Annotated in this window: 16 protein-coding genes; 10 read left to right on the top strand and 6 right to left on the bottom strand. The window is 58.1% G+C overall.

The window, feature by feature from the left end; genetic code table 11:
• Nucleotides 1-2: 2 nt before the first annotated feature.
• Nucleotides 3-863 (top strand): slipin family protein, encoded by an 861-nt coding sequence (locus AC5S26_RS25550; protein ID WP_494187786.1) that lies wholly within the window; start codon nt 3-5, stop codon nt 861-863.
• A 33-nt stretch (nt 864-896) separates the two neighbouring features.
• Nucleotides 897-1,301 (top strand): DUF2147 domain-containing protein, encoded by a 405-nt coding sequence (locus tag AC5S26_RS25545; RefSeq protein ID WP_494187785.1) that lies wholly within the window; start codon nt 897-899, stop codon nt 1,299-1,301.
• Between the two features lie 85 nt (nt 1,302-1,386).
• On the opposite strand, the gene AC5S26_RS25540 is transcribed toward AC5S26_RS25545, so the two are convergent.
• A complete protein-coding gene (locus tag AC5S26_RS25540; protein WP_494187784.1) occupies nt 1,387-2,175 on the bottom strand; it encodes an LPXTG cell wall anchor domain-containing protein in 789 nt (262 codons plus the stop codon).
• A complete protein-coding gene (locus tag AC5S26_RS25535) occupies nt 2,172-2,879 on the bottom strand; it encodes a class D sortase (RefSeq protein ID WP_494187783.1) in 708 nt (235 codons plus the stop codon). Before AC5S26_RS25535 ends, AC5S26_RS25540 begins: the two co-directional genes overlap by 4 nt.
• A gap of 441 nt (nt 2,880-3,320) precedes the next feature.
• On the opposite strand from AC5S26_RS25535, the gene AC5S26_RS25530 reads away from it, so the two are divergent.
• A complete protein-coding gene (locus tag AC5S26_RS25530) occupies nt 3,321-4,514 on the top strand; it encodes an acetyltransferase domain-containing protein (RefSeq protein WP_494187782.1) in 1,194 nt (397 codons plus the stop codon).
• A 77-nt stretch (nt 4,515-4,591) separates the two neighbouring features.
• On the opposite strand, the gene AC5S26_RS25525 is transcribed toward AC5S26_RS25530, so the two are convergent.
• Nucleotides 4,592-5,977: an NAD-dependent succinate-semialdehyde dehydrogenase gene (locus tag AC5S26_RS25525; protein WP_494187781.1), complete on the bottom strand. Its 1,386-nt coding sequence runs from the start codon at nt 5,975-5,977 to the stop codon at nt 4,592-4,594.
• Between the two features lie 119 nt (nt 5,978-6,096).
• Nucleotides 6,097-9,675 (bottom strand): TonB-dependent receptor, encoded by a 3,579-nt coding sequence (locus AC5S26_RS25520; RefSeq protein WP_494187780.1) that lies wholly within the window; start codon nt 9,673-9,675, stop codon nt 6,097-6,099.
• Here AC5S26_RS25520 and AC5S26_RS25515 point away from each other — a divergent pair.
• The 5 genes from AC5S26_RS25515 (at nt 9,653) to AC5S26_RS25495 (ending at nt 14,750) form a co-directional block, all read left to right on the top strand.
• A complete protein-coding gene (locus tag AC5S26_RS25515; RefSeq protein ID WP_494187779.1) occupies nt 9,653-10,030 on the top strand; it encodes a hypothetical protein in 378 nt (125 codons plus the stop codon). The two genes, AC5S26_RS25520 and AC5S26_RS25515, sit on opposite strands and share 23 nt — an antisense overlap.
• Nucleotides 10,031-10,147: 117 nt before the next feature.
• On the top strand, nt 10,148-10,621 hold the full coding sequence (locus tag AC5S26_RS25510; RefSeq protein ID WP_494187778.1) for a nucleoside deaminase: 474 nt from the start codon (nt 10,148-10,150) through the stop codon (nt 10,619-10,621).
• Between the two features lie 18 nt (nt 10,622-10,639).
• Nucleotides 10,640-11,959 (top strand): homoserine dehydrogenase, encoded by a 1,320-nt coding sequence (locus AC5S26_RS25505; protein WP_494187777.1) that lies wholly within the window; start codon nt 10,640-10,642, stop codon nt 11,957-11,959.
• A gap of 277 nt (nt 11,960-12,236) precedes the next feature.
• Nucleotides 12,237-13,487 carry an alkaline phosphatase family protein gene (locus AC5S26_RS25500; protein WP_494187776.1) on the top strand — a complete coding sequence of 417 codons (1,251 nt, stop codon included), beginning with the start codon at nt 12,237-12,239 and terminating at the stop codon, nt 13,485-13,487.
• A 93-nt stretch (nt 13,488-13,580) separates the two neighbouring features.
• On the top strand, nt 13,581-14,750 hold the full coding sequence (locus AC5S26_RS25495; protein ID WP_494187775.1) for an FAD-dependent oxidoreductase: 1,170 nt from the start codon (nt 13,581-13,583) through the stop codon (nt 14,748-14,750).
• Between the two features lie 122 nt (nt 14,751-14,872).
• On the opposite strand, the gene AC5S26_RS25490 is transcribed toward AC5S26_RS25495, so the two are convergent.
• Nucleotides 14,873-15,343: a nuclear transport factor 2 family protein gene (locus tag AC5S26_RS25490; protein ID WP_494187774.1), complete on the bottom strand. Its 471-nt coding sequence runs from the start codon at nt 15,341-15,343 to the stop codon at nt 14,873-14,875.
• Here AC5S26_RS25490 and AC5S26_RS25485 point away from each other — a divergent pair.
• Together AC5S26_RS25485 and AC5S26_RS25480 are read left to right on the top strand one after the other, a co-directional pair.
• Nucleotides 15,333-16,073, top strand: coding sequence for a hypothetical protein (locus AC5S26_RS25485; protein WP_494187773.1), 741 nt, complete (start codon nt 15,333-15,335; stop codon nt 16,071-16,073). The two genes, AC5S26_RS25490 and AC5S26_RS25485, sit on opposite strands and share 11 nt — an antisense overlap.
• A 15-nt stretch (nt 16,074-16,088) precedes the next feature.
• Complete coding sequence (locus AC5S26_RS25480; RefSeq protein ID WP_494187772.1) at nt 16,089-17,150, top strand: SRPBCC family protein; 1,062 nt, start codon at nt 16,089-16,091, stop codon at nt 17,148-17,150.
• Between the two features lie 22 nt (nt 17,151-17,172).
• On the opposite strand, the gene lepB is transcribed toward AC5S26_RS25480, so the two are convergent.
• Nucleotides 17,173-17,934: a signal peptidase I gene (gene lepB, locus AC5S26_RS25475; RefSeq protein ID WP_494187771.1), complete on the bottom strand. Its 762-nt coding sequence runs from the start codon at nt 17,932-17,934 to the stop codon at nt 17,173-17,175.
• Between the last annotated feature and the right edge of the window lie 14 nt (nt 17,935-17,948).

Below are 17,948 nucleotides of genomic sequence, written 5' to 3'. Positions count from 1 at the left end.
CCGTGTTCCAACGCAATCCGTTCAGTAATGTCGGTCTTCTGGCTTTCTGTGTCTCTCTGTTGCTTGGCTTCGCCGCCTCCTATTTCATCCACTCAGGCGGTCCGCTCCTCGTTGGAGCTCTGGTCGGGGTCTACTTCTTGTTTGCCATCAAGGTCGTCGATCAATGGGAGAAGGTAGCTGTGCTTCGCTTCGGACGCTATCGCGGTCTACGTGGGCCAGGTCTTGTCTTCATCATTCCCGTACTCGAGAGGCTCAGCCGTTTTGTCGATCAACGGGTCCGGGTAAGCACTGTGAGTGCCGAATCGACCCTCACTCGCGATACGGTTCCGGTGAATGTCGATGCGATCATCTTCTGGCTGGTGTGGAATGCGGAGAAGGCGATTCTTGAGGTGGAAGACTTCACGCAGGCGATTGGTCTTGGCTCGCAGACTGCTCTTCGCGAGTCCATTGGCCGACATCAGCTTGCGCAGATGATTACGGAACGCGAGACACTGGGCCGGGAGCTGCAGAAGATTCTTGATGAGAAGACGACTCCTTGGGGGATCACGGTCCAGTCGGTGGAGATTCGCGATGTGCGCATTCCGCAGTCGCTTGAGAATGCGATGTCGCAGCAGGCGCAAGCGGAACGAGAGCGCCAGGCTCGCGTGATTCTGGGTGACGCAGAGGTCCAGGTCTCCGAGAAGTTCGCTGAAGCCTCTCGCGTTTATGAAGACAACCCGGGAGCTCTGCATCTTCGCGGCATGAATATGCTCTACGAGTCCATGCGGGAGAAGGGATCGATGGTGATTGTTCCCTCTTCGGCAATCGAGAGCATGGGGCTGGGTGGGACATTGGCCATGGCCGCAACCAGCAAACAGGCATAGTGCGATTTTCAAGTGAGAAGGGGAGGATTCATCATGAAGAAGCTTCTGGTTGTCCTCGGTTGTGCGGTCTTTCTTGTTGGATCCTCGCTACAGGCACAGACGAGCAAGGCTGCTCCCGTCGGCGTATGGCGCAACTTTGACAATGGCTTGCCTACCGTCACTCTTACAATTGCCGAGGATTCAGGAGAGATAGGTGGTGCGGTTGTTTTCTACGCGATCGATAGAGAGTCGCGACGCATTCTTTCTGTAGAACCTCATACCTTGTTACAGCCAAAGCTCGAAGGCCACATGCTTACCTTTCAGATGAGACTTGGTGGAGATCGCGCCGGTCTGGCGCGAGTTGATGTTGCCTTTGGGGCAGATAACAAGGCAACGCTTCGCTGCCTGGACTGTGGGCCTGACAGTCCTACTGTGGAACTCATCCGACAGACTGAATAGCGCACTATGCCGCTATGGGAATCGGGCGGAAGGCCACAGTTCCTTTCCGCCCGATTTACTTAGCTTTTGAGTTACTGATTTGTTTTCAAGAGCGGCGCAGTCGCCCAAGACCGAGCGAAGCGCCGGTGCAAAGTATTCCTAAGACTCCTATCAACGGGAGCCCAGTGCCAGTCTTAGGCAGCTGCTTCGGTGCAGGTTCTGCTGCCGGCGCCGCAGAGGCAACTTGCGGTGCTGCTGCTGGTTGTCGAACGACGACGAGGAGGATCGGCTGATCCGCAGGAGGCGTAGGTGGCGGAGGCAGTTCCCCGGTCACTCGCTGCGTTTGTGCGACGACGTTTTCTGGGGTCTCAACGACTTTGGTCGCTGAAATCTTCATCCCCTTTTTCAAGCCCCAGGCATCGACCATCTGGCCGTCGATGTTGAACTTCTGGTTTTTGGGAATGGTGAACTGCTGGTTGGATCCATCCTCCAGAGTCAGGATGACGTGATTCGGCGGTTGTACGTTCCATACTTTGCCTGTGACGGTCTGCACGGTTGTCACTGTCTGAGGCGTGTTGGTCACCTTTATGGTTCGTTGCAGTTTCATCCCTGGCTGCAGATCGTGAATTCCATATTGCTTGCCGTCGATTGTGACCCGCGCACTCTCCGAAACGTTTGGAAAGTGGCGAATCGAGCCGTCATCCATTTTGACGTAGAGATCGTTCCCATTGACGAGCGCCACGGTTCCTCGCTCTACGCTTACCTCGTGTGTCGCTGCTCCGGTCGTTGTAGTGGTTGATGATTGCACTTGTGTGTGCCCCACAGCGGCGAAGGTTAAGCAGACTCCGCTCGCCATGAGGAATTTGAAAATGATTCTTGCTGTAGTCGGTTTCATTCTGTCTTCTCCTGTTGTCTTCGTCTGCCAGCGGCAGCGACATTTTGCATGGTTGTCGCGCCCTCCGAGGGTGCAGGGGGGATAAGAGATGCGTGAACGATGTACCGCTGTGGCGCACTGCCGTTGAAATAGAACGGATAACAGGTAACAAGGGTCAATGAAGATACAGAACCGGATTCCAGTACGCTCACGTTGTCTGGATCTACTACCTGAATCTTGTCGATTACAAAGCTCATTGTTTTGTCTGCGAGAACCAGATCGATCGTGTCCCCGTTTTGTACGTCCTTTAGCCCCCGGAAGAAGCCGTCTCGATGGCCGGCGATGCCTATATTGCCGTTCCCGTCCGTATCGAGATGAGCAGTGCCTATGATCCGACCTACGCCGCGGTTTAGTGTCAGGTCATCGGTGCCCTCAAACACCGGCACCTCAAGATGAATCTTCGAGATATGCAGTACTGCCCTGGGCGGACTGAAGTGTCGCGTCAGACTCTCATTGAACGCCGCAATTCTTTTCTCCGACCAGAGATTAAAATCGACACCCGGGACGATCTGCTTAGGGGTGATCTGCTTATCCGATTTGGTGTGTGCGGAATGAAAGACCAGGAGAGACAGGCGCGACGATAGCTCACCATGGAGTCGTATACCGAAGTAAACAACCAGGAGAGTAAGACCTATCGCTAATAGCGCCCGCTGTATCGTCCGCATAAGGCCTCCACATTTGCGTTGTGGCCCTAACACACTCCAAAACTCGGAGCGGTAATCCGCAGTCCCGGCAGAAGAACAACAAGAGCTGCAATTTGCGAGACCTATTATGCTCCTAGCGGAAGCACCTGTGTACTAGGGAAAGCGATAGTTTGGGGAAGCCGGACACAACACAGGAGATGCGGTGACTAGTGTTTTTCCTAGTTGCATTCTTTGCTGCCGTTTGATTAGGGCCGTAGGCCCGACAGACTTAGCGCGAAGATCATCCGGCGAACGGAATAGCGCACCCTATTCGGTGATGGTGGAGTTGCTGGTTTCAGGTGAGGGAGCTGTGCCGTGATCTTGCTCCACAAGCTGGCTTTGCGGCACTAGAATGTTTTCGAAACAGATTCGGCATACGCCGAAACGCACTAAAACTGAAAAACTTTGAGGCGGCCTCCTCGAATGGAAAGAACCAGAACACGTGTTACCGCAGTGGATATACTGCGCGGCTTGGTGATGGTACTGATGCCGCTGGACCATACTCGAGAGTTCTTTACGAATTTCAGGGGAAATCCGCTCGACCCACAACATACAACGCTGCTGCTCTACCTGACGCGATGGATGACGCATCTTTGCGCTCCGGTCTTTGTATTTCTTGCCGGCACATCCATTTCTTTTCAGCAGCAGCGAAAGACGAAAGCCGAGGTCACCACTCTTCTGCTCTCACGTGGATTGTGGTTGATTGTGGTGGAGCTGACGCTGGTGCATCTCGTTTTCAATTTTCATTGGCAGTGGAATGTGCAGCTCCTTGAAGTGATCTGGGTGATCGGAGCGTCCATGATGTTGATGGCGGTGCTGATTCACGCAGGCGTGCGCGGGAACCTGATCTTTGGCGCATGCCTGATCCTCGGTCACAATGCATTCGATGGAGTGATGCCAGCGCGATTCGGATCGATGGGCTGGCTCTGGTCGATTCTTCATGTGCCTGGATCCCTTACTGGGCCGCCGGTGCACGCGCCGATCGTCATTGTTGCCTATCCGCTGGTGCCCTGGGTGGGAGTGATGGCGCTGGGCTACGCGTTCGGCAGCGTCTGTCTTTCCGACAGCCTGCAACGCAGACGGTTCGACCTGCGCGCGGGCGTTGTGTTGCTTGTCGCGTTTGTCGTGCTGCGTTGGAGCAATCTCTATGGTGACCCGTCTCGATGGAGTTCGCAGCCGATTGAGTGGCGCACCCTTCTTTCATTTTTCAACGTGCAGAAGTATCCGCCTTCGTTACTGTTTCTGCTTGCGACTCTGGGGATCGCAGCGCTTGTCATGGCCTCGATTGAGTTTGCGGAAAGCAGGTCTGTGCTGAAACGGACGCGAAGCGTGCTCCAGGTTTATGGGCGGGTTCCGTTTTTCTATTTCCTGTTGCATATCGCGATCGTTCACCTGTTGGCGCTGGTCGTCTCCGCGATGAGCGGCGGGGATTGGCGATGGTGGATCGCGGAGATTCCACATGGCGGCGTTTTGACGGGGAGGCCGCCGGGATATGGGTATGGCCTGGGTGTCATCTGGTGCGTGTGGCCGCTTGTTGTTCTCGCTTGCTATCCAGCGTGCAAGTGGTACGCGGACCTGAAGATGCGGAGTCGCCATCCCGTATTTTCTTATTTGTGAGAGAAGATCTTGGCTACTCCGTTTGCTTCCGGTTCGGGCGAGAAAAGCGCGTTTATCCGAGAGGAAAGATCAGCGGACTAACGGGATGGATTTGGTGCGGGTGAAGCGAGGACGACGGTTTTGGCGTTGAGGAACTCGCGCATTCCGGCGGCGGAGAGTTCGCGGCCATAGCCGGAGTTCTTGATGCCTCCGAAGGGAAGGCGCGGGTCGCTGGCGACCATGGCGTTGATGAAGACGGCGCCGCTCTGGAGCTCGGCGACGAGACGTTGTTGTTCGGCGGGGTCGCGGGTCCAGGCGGAGGCTCCGAGGCCGAAAGGGGTGTCGTTGGCGATCTCGAGGGCCTCGTCGAGGGAGGAGACTCTGAAGAGCATGGCTACGGGGCCGAAGAGCTCTTCGCGATAGACGGCGCTGGTGCGAGGGACGTTGATGAGGACGGTGGGCTCGAAGTAGTTGCCATCTCCGATCATGCGCTGGCCCCCGGTGAGGATGCGGGCTCCGTCTTTTACAGCGGCATTGACCTGGGCTTCGAGGGTTTCGGCGATCTTGGGGGTGGCAAGCGGGCCGATGTCTGTGTCTTCCTTCATGGGGTCGCCGATCTTCATGGCTTCCATACCGGCGACGAAGCGGGATTCGAAGGCGTCGTAGATGGATTCGTGGACGATGAAGCGCTTGGCGGCGATGCAGGACTGGCCGTTGTTGACGGTGCGGGCGCGGACGGCGGTTTCGATGGCGGCGTCGAGGTCTGCAGAGGGGAGGACGAGGAAGGGGTCGGATCCTCCGAGCTCGAGGACAGATTTTTTGATGAGCCAGCCCGCCTGGGCTCCAATCGCTTTGCCAGCGGCGACGGAGCCGGTGAGGGTGACGGCGGCGATGCGCGGATCGGCCAGGACATGCTCGACCTGATTGGTCTCGATGAGGAGAGCCTGGAAGGAGCCGCGGGGGAAACCGGCGCGGCGGACGAGCGATTCGATGAGCAGGGCGCACTGGGGAACGTTGGGCGAGTGCTTGAGGAGGCCGACGTTTCCGGCCATGAGGGCAGGCGTGAGGAAGCGGAAGACCTGCCAGAAGGGAAAGTTCCAGGGCATGATGGCGAGGACGACGCCGAGGGGATCCCAGCGAACGTAGCTGGAGTTTTCGGTGGGGATAGCCTCGGGGGCTAGGATGCGGGCGGCGTTTTCGGCGTAGTAGCGGCAGGCGGTGGCGCACTTGGCGACTTCCTGGCGAGCCGCGAGCAGGGGCTTGCCCATCTCGAGGGTGAGGGTGGGAGCGATCTCGTCGGTCTCCTGCTCGAGGAGCGAGGCGAGCTTGTTCATGCAGAGGGCGCGGTGGTCGAGGGGGATGGAGGGGAAGGTGCGTGAGGTTTCGTGGGCGAGGGCGATCTTTTCGGAGATGGCCTGCCCGGTGAGAGGTTCAAAGCTGCGGAGAAGTTTTCCGGTGGCGGGATTGATGGATTCGATGGCCATGCTGCTTACGGAGCAGATTAGCAAAAGTTGGGACCACGGGTTCAGACAAGTGCCAGACGCACCGCCCTCACCCTGCTCTCTCCAGCGAGCGAATGAGGACGGAGCGGCTGGAACGGGAGTTAGAAGAGAAGTTTAAGCGACATCTGCATCTGTCGCGGGAAGTTCTGCTGGGTGGAGCCTATGGTTCCGAAGCCGGACCATGCTCCGGGTTGATTGGGATCGGCGACGCTGGTGCGTACGGGTGCGGTTTGCGGGGAGTCGCTGCTGGGTGAGCCGAAGATGGCTGTGTTGGTGGCGTTAAAGGCCTCGGCTTTGAACTGGAGTTTGATCGATTCCCTGATCGCGAACTTCTTTTCTACAGCCAGAGCAGTTTGTTGTGCCCAGGGATTGCGGAGGAGGGTAGTTCGTGGAAGCTGTGTCTTTGCGGTGTACTCCGGGAAGGATTTGAAGCAGCTGCTTTGCGTGTTGTTGAGGTAGCTCTTATAGCTGCGCTGCGCGGAGCGGATGTTGTAGTTGCCGCAGTTAAAGAGACTGCCATTGGGGAAGTTGGCTGGGGTGCCGGCGTCGTTGGTGAAGGTCCAATCGAGCTGCCAGTCGTTGATGAACTGGCCGACGATGCCGTGCGCGTCGCCGAGCAGGTTGCTGCCGCGGCCTAGGGGCAGGTTATAGAGGCCGCTGATGGCGAAGTCCCAGGATCGGTCGCTGCCGTCGATGGCTTTGAAGGGATTGTCGTCGACCAGCCCTGCGCCGGAGTTGTTGAGGTAATCGGTTGTGCTCATGAGCTTGGACCAGGTAAAGGAGCTGAGGATGCTGAGCCCGCGGCTGAGAGCGTTTCCACCGGAGAAACGCTTTTCAAGCTTGGCGAGCAGGGCATCATAGCGGCTGGAGCCGGATGCATTGGTGTAGTTGTAGATGTTTCCATCGAACGCGGGATAGGGAACCATGAGGTACTTGGCCTGGATGGTGGGATTCTGGCCCATCGCCACCGTGGAGGGAAGCACTCCGTAGAAGGGGTTGGACACCTGCTGATCGAGGTAGTTCGGGTTGTCGTGGCCACGTTGGAAGTCTGCCGCGCTGAGGCCGTTGAGCTGGCGGCTGGCGCGAAGGTGATAGGTGCGGGCGCCGAGGTAGGCGACGTTGGCGATGATGCCGAGAGGGAACTGGGTTTCAAAACCGGCGGTCCATTGCTGGACGATGGGGATCTTGCGATCGCGGAAGTCGAGCGAGACGCTGGAGCCGACGAGGGTGAGGTCTCCCTGCGAGTTGCCGGGAGGCGTGACGTAACCATTGGGAAAAGGAGTCCCGCTATGGAAGCTGTCAGAGGGGTGCAGGCCTCCGTCAGGCGAGGCGTTGTAGGGAGTGCTCTGGGTCCAGGAGGAGTCTCCTCCAAGCTCGATGCCGAGCGCTTTGGAGAGGGTGTAGCCACCGTGGAAGACGAGCGTGCGGTTGGGGCTGTAGGAGAAACCGAGCTTGGGCTGAAAGAAGCCAGTGTTGTTTTCGTAGGCGGTGAGTTTGTCGCTGGCAAACTGCAAAGTGCCATTCATCGGATTGGCGATACTTGCTCCGTTGGGAAGGACATTCCCTGCCGGGTATTGGACCATGCCGGTGATGGGGTTGACGCAGGTGAGGCACATGCCGGCGAGGAGGCGATTATGCCGCTCGGTGGGGGAGAGCTCGGTGTCCCAGCGGAGGCCGGCGTTGATGGCGAATTTGTCGGTGACCTTCCAGTCGTCCTGGCCAAAGAAGCCGAAGTATTTGTAGGACTCGTAGGGTTGATTTTTGTATTGAACACTGCCTCCGTTGGCGTAGCCGAGGAGAAGATCGGCGATGGCTGAGCCGTCGTTGTTCTGGACGAAGGGATTCTTCGAGGTGAAATCGCGGTTGTTGTTGTTGGTATCGGCACCGAAGGCGAAGGTTCCGTTGGGTTGTCCGATGCCTCCGGTGACGTCGTGGTAGAGAGAGAACTCGCCACCGTAGTGAAGGGTGTGGCGGCCGATAGTGTGCGTGAGCGAGGGCCCGATGTCGTAGGTCTCAAAGATGGAGGGTGAGACCGTGTTGCCGATGACGGAGTTGTAGCCGTCGCCGAAGGTGAACTCGGGAGCGTAGTTTTTGTTTGTGGTGGGGAGCTGCGGCATGTTGAGGCCGAGATCGGAGGCGGAGAGAGAGGCCTGGTCGGCGGCGACGGCTCCATCCGGAGAGTTGGTGTAATAGCGGTTGAAGGAGACTCGAACGTCGGCGACGAGACGATCGGAGAAGGTGTGGGTGAGGTCGAGCACCTGGGTGAGGCTGGACCGATAATTCTGAACGTTTCCACGCATGGCCGGGCCGGAGAAGCCGTTCTGATTGCGGTACTCATTGCCTGCCCACCAGGCGAAGATGCCGTAGAGACGCGTGCGATCCGTGAAGTTGTAATCGACGCGCGCAATGGGCATGTTGTAGGTGTAGTTATCTTTGCCGTTGAAGACAAAGTTGTTGGTATATCCAGGGCGATTGGGTAGAGGGAAGAGATTCAGCACAGCGAGCCCCGTAGTGGTGATGCGCGAGGCGGGAATGATGTTGTTGAGGAATTGCGTGCGCGTATAGGTGGAGCAGCTTCCGCTGGTCGGAGTAGCGCAGGTCGTGGTGAGTGGATCGTAGACGCCGGTCTTGTTGACGGCCGCGAGATAACCGCTGAGGTTGACGTTGCCTGAGGCATCGGGGCGCATATCCGAAGTGGGAACACTGGTGACGACACCGGCAGGAAGGACTTCGCGCCAACCTTCGTAGCTGAAGAAAAAGTAGGCGTTGTGTTTGAGGAAAGGTCCGCCGATGGTGCCGCCGTACTGATGCTGGTTGTGATAGGGCTTGTCCGCTCCCTGCTGATTCAGCTGGTAGGCATTGGCGTCGAATATGGAGTTGCGCCAGTAGTCGTACAGGGTTCCGTGAAATTTGGGAGTTCCAGATTTGAGGATGGTGTTCATGGCGCCGCCGCCGACGCGGCCATATTGCGCGTCGAAGGTGATGGTCATGACTTTGAACTCCTGAACGGCGTCGATAGAGGGAGAGATATTCCAGCTGCCCGCGCTGCCGCCACCCTGCACGGAGATGGGAGCGCCGTTGAGCATGAACTGGTTGTAGGCTCCCTGCTGTCCGTTGATGGAGTAGGAGTTTGATACATCCCAGCCGCGGGTGCCGGAGTATCCGCCAGCGCCAAACTGCGTTTGGGTGAAGCGAACGCCGGGAGTGAGTGACATGAGCATGTAGACCTGGCGGCCGTTGAGAGGAAGGTTCTGAACTTTCTCAGGATCCATAACGGTTCCGCCAGAGGCATCGGTCGTGGCCAGTTGGAGCTGATCGGTCGTGACGGTAACAACGTCGGAGACACCGCCGGGAGTGAGGCGGACGGAGAGGTTCAGCTTCTGGCTGATGCTGAGAATCTGGTTGGGATAGACCTCTCTGCGGAAGCCGGGAGCCTGTATGGCGATGGTGTAGGTTCCAGGTTGAACGAGCGGAATAACAAAGTTTCCGCGGCTGTCGGTCTTGATGGAGTAGGTCTGCTGATCGCTCGTGGCCTGGATAGAGGCATTGGGAATATCGAAGCCCTGGGGATCCGTGATGTGCCCAAGAATGGAGCCGCGGTATTCCTGCGCTGTGATGGTGACGGGAAAGAAGAAGAGGATGAAGAGAAGAAAACGGATGGAATTTACTTTTGATGACAATTGGGGGCCCTCCCTGAAAAATTTGAAACTCTGCATTTTTCAGTACCTGGGAGCGCTATCAGAAGATGGAACGATGCGGCCTTCGCAAAAATTCGTAACGTACTTCAAAGAAGCATTTGTATGTTTTTTAAGATCAGCACTGTATGCGCGTCTTAATAATTCCGATCACTATAGTGAAAGTTTCCATTTTCGCCAACTCAAGGTGGTAGAACCACTTAGCGGACGGTGGCTCCGGGCGCATTCTTCCAGCGTTGCGGCAGTTGAGCTAGCGTGCGATGCAATCGAAGCCAACATGCGAGAAGCGTCTTTGGCATTGCGTGCCAGCCATGGAAAGCCTTCCTTCGGGCTCCAGTAGACCTGTCCTCGAGACATCGGATGGGGTGAAACGGTATGAAATAATCTGAGTATCTTTCAGGCTTGTTGTGCTCGCTGTTCGAGAGAGTTGGCGTGCGCGGCGAGGACACGGAGCCAAATGCAGGGCAATCCAGAGTTCATGAAGCGGGCGATTGAGCTTGCGACCGAGAATGTGACTTCGGGGCGTGGAGGACCGTTTGGCGCGGTGATCGTGCGCGATGGCGAGGTGATCGCCACGGGGGTAAACCAGGTGACTGGGACGAACGATCCGACAGCGCATGCGGAGGTAGTTGCGATCCGTGAGGCATGCAGGGTGCTCGAAGATTTCGTCCTGACAAGCTGCACGATGTATACGAGCTGCGAGCCGTGCCCGATGTGCCTGGCGGCAATTTACTGGTCGCGCATGGAGAGGATCTTCTACAGCGGGACAGCAGAAGACGCAGCTGCGGCTGGCTTCGACGATGCATTTCTCTATGGGGTGATGCGAACGAGTATTGGAGAGCGGACGATTCCTGAGGAGCGGTTGCTTGCGGAGCGGGGAACAGAGAGCTTCGATGCGTGGCGACAGTTTGTCACGCGTATGGATTACTGAGACGAACGACAGGCGAGGATGATGACGACGAAGCAGAAGAAGCAGGTTAAGGGTGCGGCGCGGAAGAGCGATGGCGTGGTGAAGGTAGCGTTGCTGGGTTTCGGGACGGTGGGAAGCTCGGTGGCGAAGGTATTGGCAGAGTCGAAGTTTCACGGCATTGCCCTGACGCATGTATACAACCGCGATGTGGCACGGAAGCGTGGTTCTGCTGCGGCGAAGTTCGTTCCTTCGACGGCGATATGGACGGAGAATATCGACGATGTGCTGGGGTCCAATGTCGACGTGGTGATCGAGCTGATGGGCGGCCTGAACCCGGTGGAGGGATGGCTGCGCAAGGCGCTCTCCTCGGGAAAGCACGTGGTGACTGCGAACAAGCAGTTGATCGCGTACCGCGGGGTGAGCCTGCAGAAACTGGCGGCGCAGCATAGCGTGCAGCTTGTCTATGGGGCGGCAGTCGCGGGCGGAGTTCCGGTGATTCCGGGGATTCTGCAGGGCCTGAGCGGGGATCGCGTGACGCGGCTGAGCGGCATCCTCAACGGGACCTGCAACTACATTCTGAACAGGATGGAGATGGGCGCGGACTATGCGACGGTGCTCAAGGACGCGCAGCAGCTTGGCTATGCGGAGGCGAATCCTTCGGCGGACGTAGATGGGTTCGATGCGCGAGCGAAGCTGTGCATCCTGTCGCGGATCGCGCTGCATGCGGAGTTGGATCCTGACGAGGTGGCCACGCAGACGATCTCGACGGTCGAGGCGATCGACTTTGTGTATGCGAAGGAGCTGAACTGCACGATCCGGCAGGTTTCGCGGGCGCAGGCGGATGGCAAGGTAGTGCATGCCCGGGTGGCCCCGATGCTGATTCCCCTGAGTTCGCCGATGGCGTGGTCGCACGGGACGCAGAACATGGTGGTGACGAGCGGGAACTACGGTGGTGACGTGGTGTTCTCCGGTCACGGAGCGGGCGGGGAGCCTACGGCAGTGGCGGTGGTCTCGGATCTGCTGGCAGTCTCGCAGGGAGCGAAGGCGGTAAAGCTTCCGATGCGCAAGCGGGAGGTGACGGGAGAGTTCCTGGCGCCGCATTATCTGCGGTTCGTGGTGGATGACAAGCCGGGAATCGTCTCCTCGATTGCGGGCGCACTGGCGAAGGTGGGAGCGAACATCGATTCGCTTCTGCAGAAGCCCGGGTATCCAAAGCACAGGCTTCCGTTTGTGGTGACAACGGAGCCGTGCCTGACAAGCGTGGTCGACAAGGCGATCCGCTCGATTGCGAAGCTGGACTGCATGCTGGAGCGACCGCTGACGCTGCAGGTGCTGGTGCCGGAAGATAAGGCGGAGTAGGAGTTGGGCCGGCGCATATGGGAGCACGAGCGAAGTACAGGGGTTCCCGTTGGACTTCGCTCAGGGCAGGCTCTCGACTTCGCGGCTACTCCGCTTCGCCCGGAATGACCAAGCAATAAAAGCTGTTTCGGCAGGACAAGGTAGAAAAGCTGCTTCAGCACGACAAGTTGTAAGAAGTGCTTCGCCGAAGAAGGATGGGCTGTAAAGAACTGCTTTGCCGCTGAATGACGGTTGTAAAGATGCTTCGTTGTGGAGATGGCTCCTAGATGGAGGGACATTGAAAGTTCTGAAGGCTTTGGGAGTTTTGTTTCTTGGTGTACAGGTTGTGGCGGCTGCCGATGTTGCTCCGGTACGGCATGAGCCGAACGCGCCGAACTCAGCGAAGGCGAAGAAGGCGCATTACGTGGTCATGATTTCGCTGGATGGATTTCGTTGGGACTATGCGGCGATGTGGGGGGCTCCGCATCTGTTGAAGATGGCTGCGGAGGGAGCGAGCGCGCCAGAGGGGATGATTCCGAGCTATCCCTCGATCACTTTTCCGAATCACTACACGATCGTTACCGGACTTTATCCTGAGCATCACGGGATTGTAGATAACGAGTTCCGGGACCCGAAGCGCAACTACGCCGAGTACTACTACAAAGACCATGCCTCGAACAGCGATGGAAGCTGGTACGGCGGGGTTCCGCTGTGGTCGCTGGCGGAGCGGAAGAAGATGCGGTCGGCATCGATGTTCTGGGTGGGGTCGGAGGCAGAGATTGCAGGGAAGCGTCCGAGCTACTGGGTTCCGTTCGACGACAAATTCGACGATGAGAAGCGCATTACGCAGGTGATGGAATGGCTGGGGCTTCCTGAGGAAGATCGGCCGCACCTGATTACTCTGTACTACTCGAACGTGGACCATGCGGGACACGACTTTGGTCCGGACTCCGAGGAGTGCCGCGACGCAGTGCATCATCTGGACGCCCTGATGGGTGAGCTGGAAGAGAAACTGAAGGCGACCGGGCTTCCGGTGGACATGATCGTGGTTTCGGATCATGGCATGGCAAAGCTTAAGGATCGCCGATGGCTGCCGCTGAGCAAGCTGGTGGACCTGAAGGATACGTTGACCTCGGGCGAGCTGATGTATCCGAAGACCGAGGCGGAGAAGAGAAGGATCTACGAAGAGTTGAAAGCGACGAACGATCCCCGGTTCGCGGTGTATCGCTTGAAGGATGTGCCCGGCAAGCTGGACTTCAACCGCAGTGAGCGCGAGGGAGACCCGGTGGTGGTGCCGATGGAGGTGGTTCCCATTACAGCGAAACCGAAAGAGGCAGAGATCAAGGGAGTCGGGGCGCATGGATTTGACCCAGCCAAGTTCCCGGAGATGAAGGCGATTTTTTACGCGGAGGGTCCGGATATCAAGCCGGGCGTAAAGATCGCTCCGTTCACGAATGTGAATGTGTATGACTTCGTCTGTGGCATTCTAGGGCTGAAGCCAGCCAAAAATGATGGGGACAGGAAGGCGCTTCAGGCCGCCCGACGATAGGGTGTCCTTTGGAAATGCAGGGACGAAACAGCGTTTGTCTTCGTAGATGACTTTCAAGGATCCCTCCTCAATTCTGATTCACCAGGAGACAGCGTGAACCGTCGTGCCTTTTTGCGTACCGCGAACCTTGCCGCAGCCTCTGCTTTTTTGTCAGGCTGCGCTGGGAAGAAGCCTGCGATCTTCAACCCCGCGATGAACCAGGCCGCGCTTGCGCCGGTGAATCTGCCGGAGAGCGCGTGCCATCTTCCTCCGGTGCATGTGACGGAGGATCGCGTGATCCGCACGGTGGTGGGCCTGCGGCCGCATCGGCCTTCCGGCTTTCGGGTGGAACGAGAGCAGGTGGGAGACACCGTCGTGGTCCACAACTATGGACATGGCGGTGGAGGCATCACGCTGAGCTGGGGAACGGCTAAGCTGGCGACCGATCTTGGCCTGAAGGGACACACGGGATCGGTGGCGGTGCTTGGCTGCGGCGTGATCGGGCTGACGACGGCTAGGATGGCGCAGGATGCCGGATATGCGGTGACGATCTATACGAAGGCGATGCCTCCGGATACGACTTCGAATATTGCGGGAGGGCAGTGGTATCCCGCGACGGTGTATGACGACGACAAGGTGACCGAGAGGTTCACCGATCAGTTTCTGGCGGCTGCGAAGTATGCGTACGAGCGCTACCAGATCACGACCGATCCACGGTATGGAGTGCGGTGGATGAGGAACTATTCGATCTCGCGCACGCCGATTTCTCTGAAGCGGGGAGTGGATCGACCGCGGATTGTGAGCGGGCTCGAACCGTTTCTACCGGAGCGCAGGTTGCTGAAGCAGGAGGAGAATCCTTTTCGGATTGGGTATGCGTCACAGTATGACGGCATGATTATGGAGCCGCCGATGCTTCTGAACGCACTGATCACAGATTTTCGGATTGCGGGCGGCAAGGTTGTGGGGCGGGAGTTGAAGTCGACGGCTGAGGTGCAGGCACTCAAGGAGAAGCTGGTCTTCAACTGTACGGGCCTGGGGGCGAAGGCTCTGTTCGATGACAAGGAACTGGTGCCGGTTCGAGGGCAGCTTACGTTTCTGCTGCCGCAGCCTGAGGTGACGTATGCGACGACCTTCGAGGATACGTATATGTTCTCGCGCAGGGACGGCGTATTGCTGGGTGGGACGCATGACGAGGGGAACTGGTCGCTGGAGGTTGACCAGGCTACGGTGAAGGAGAAGCTGGCCGCTCATGCGGAGCTCTTTCATTCGATGAAGGATTGTTGAGTGAAGGGAAGAATTCCTGCATTTTCTCGAGTAAGCGCCATGCCCATATCGGCTTAGAGTGTCTCCGATGATCAAAGCTCTTGATGGTCGAAGGGCTTGATGGGTTCGATGGGCTTGAAAGATCAGGCGAGGGTTCCCTGATGAAAGAGGATCTGCCAACCCCGGGATGTCTGCTGCCACAGGGTGGAGCGACGGGTGAAGCGTGGACCGGAGGGCAACTGCTGCTCGAGGAGATAGGAGATCAGCCAGGTATCGGAGGAGAGACGGAGGAGGCGGAAGTCGCTGGCGTTCCAGAGGTCGGGCTCTGAGCCAGGAGTCCGGTGGCGTTCTTCGAGGGTGTCTAGTATGAAGTCACGAGTATAGAGACGGCCTGAGGCTCCGATCTCGAAGAAGCCAGGAGCCGCCATGACTTCGAAGTCAGCGCGGGTGGGAAGGCGTCCTTCGAGATGCTCGAGGCGGTGGAAGATGGGTTCGCGTGCGGTGAGCTGAGCCAGGATATCGATTTCGGTCTCAGCAGCCATTGGTGGGATGATATCTGTGATGCGGGCCAGGTGCAGGATGGCTGGCATAAGGATGGTAACTATGAGCTTCACGCGATGGATGCTGGTGCTTGCAATAGCGGTTGGACTGCGGACTGGAGTTGCACAGAGTACCGGAGCGAGCGCTTCGCCGCCGAGTGCGGCAACGAGCGTTTCTCCGCAGAACGCGCCGCGGAGCACGGTGCTGGTGGTGAGTGGCTACGATGGGCAGGCACCGTTGATCCAGCGCAATGGCCACGCCTACGTAGAGGTGGAGGGGCTGGCACGAATCACGGGAGCGACCTTGGCGTTTCAAGGGAACCGCATCGTGCTGGGATTGCCGGTATACGAGCCTGAGGCTCCCCCTCCTGCGCCAGAGGAGCCTGCAGCGCAGCCTAAGGAAGAGAAAGGTTTTTCGCGTGAGTTCCTGCGTGCCGGGGTAGAGCAGATGACGGTGATCCGGGAGTGGCGCAGCGCGATTGAGAACGCGATCCGTACGAACAACCCGGTGCTGCAGAGTTGGATCGCGGGATATCGAAGCAATGCGGAGAACAGGATGGCGATGGCGACCGCGTCGGCAACAACGGACGCAGACAGGCAGGCGCTGCCGCTGCTACAGGGTGCGATGGGAATGATGCAGCAGTTGAGCGACCGGTTTCTCGGGCTTCGCACTACGCTGACGTATGTGTCGCCGGATTCACTGGATAACGATCCACTGGATAAGAAGATTCTGGCCTGTGCACAGGGGATGGCATCGCAGGCTATCCCAGGCGGGCAGTTTCAGGATGTGCCGGATTGCCACTAGAGGATGGCTTCAGCCATGACCATGCGCCACGTCGGCTTATTCGGTGTACTTGTTTTCTCCGCCGTCGCACGCGCTGAATTACAAACTTCTCAGGTACGCGAGCAGGTTCCTCTGCAGGTTCCAAACCCTCACTATGCGACCGTCACCGAGTCCGTAGTCGTGGACGCTCCCGTCGACAAGGTCTGGTCGCGAGTTGGCGGTTACTGCAATATTACGGAGTGGATGAACTCACCCGAATGGGAGGACTGTCGCTACCTGCAGGGTGACGGCGGCCCCGGCAGTGTGCGAACGATCGTGAATGAGGTCATGGTTGGCCGGACGCAGCACAGCTACACCTACGCACAAGCGCCTCGAAAGAACACTCCCTACAACCTGGCCCACGGTACGCTTTCAGCAGAGGCGCTAACCCCGACTACCACGCGACTGACTTATACGATGCTGCGGGATGATTCGGTGCTGCCGGACGAGGCCGCCCGCAAACGCGATGCGGACGGTCGCCATGCGCGTATCTCAGAGTGGCTGAAGAATATGAAGGTGCTGGCCGAGGGCGGTAAGCTTCCACCAAAGCGGGAAGGGAACCTTCGCCCACCGATCACGACACCGTTCCTTAATCTCAATCCTCACTACGCCAGTCTGCCGATGTCGATCGTCGTCAACGCGCCTGTTGCGAAGGTCTGGGCCCGTGTCGGCAAGACGTGCGACATCGGGGAGTGGGGCTTTCAAAGTTGCGAATTGATCTCCGGGAGACCGGGTGAGGTAGGAGCCGTTCGCACCATCGGACACTCGATCATCGTCGGGCAGACGCAGTATAGCTATACCTATACGCAACCTCTGCGGGCGAACGGTCCTTATCCGATGTATCACGGGACGATTGAGGCGCGTCGGCTGGATGCCGCCCAAACCACTCTTTACTACACGCTCGTATGGGACGATTCAATTCAACCGGACGACGCCGCAAGGAAGAGACAGGTAGAAACCTATCGCGCGCTCTTCGAGAAGATGCTCCGCAATATGAAAAAGCTCGCCGAAGGTGGTTCGCTCACGGCGGAGGACAAAAAGGCGCCCGTTCAGTATTAGAAGCTCGCCGAAGCCGCTTTCTTTACTTGATTCTTTGAAAGGTTCGGCTCCAACGGGTTTCATCGAAGAGATGAAGCGCCTGGTGGAGGGCGAAGGTGGTTCGTTCGACGACAGTGGTCTTGTATTGCTCTTCCTCTGAGGTTTTAAACGACCAGTAGACGAACAGCGGGCGTCCGATGAGGTTGGCGCGAGGCACAAGGCCCCAGTAACGGCTGTCGTAGCTGTTGGTGCGGTTGTCGCCCATCATGAAGTAGTAACCCGGTGGGATGACGAGGTCTTCTCCTCGGATGTGGCCGGGGAGATCGACGGACCAGGCGGCGAGGACGTCGCGACCTTGATCGGCGGGGATCGCGGGGAAGTCGTCGTTGTAGGGATCATAGTTGGCTGCGGTGGGCTGAGCGGCGTAGGGCTCCTGCAGCGCGATGCCGTTGCGGTAGACGATGCCGTGGCGAAGGTGGATGCGATCGCCGGGAAGTCCGATGACGCGCTTCACGAGGATGTCGTGCTGGCCGCTGGCGTTGGGCGTTGGGCGGAAGAAGACAACGGGCTCGTCGTGTTGAAGCTGGCCGTAGGGAAGAAATCCGGCGAGAGGAGAAGACGGCGCGAGGGTGGCGCGCTCGACGAGAACATGGTCGCCTACCAAGAGGGTGCTCGCCATGGAGGAGGAGGGGATGGCAAAGTTCTGAAAGAGGAAGGTCATGACGAAAAAGGCGACGGCGAAGGTGGAGCAGAGCGACGCCATATCCTGAAGACGCGTGGTGGGTTTTTCTTCGGGGTTCTTCATCAGAGTCCTCTTGC

The sequence above is a fragment of the Edaphobacter sp. FHG110511_03 genome, from assembly GCF_059115365.1.
Note: the sequence above shows the minus strand (reverse complement) of the source record. Positions and strands in the feature narration are given on the sequence as shown.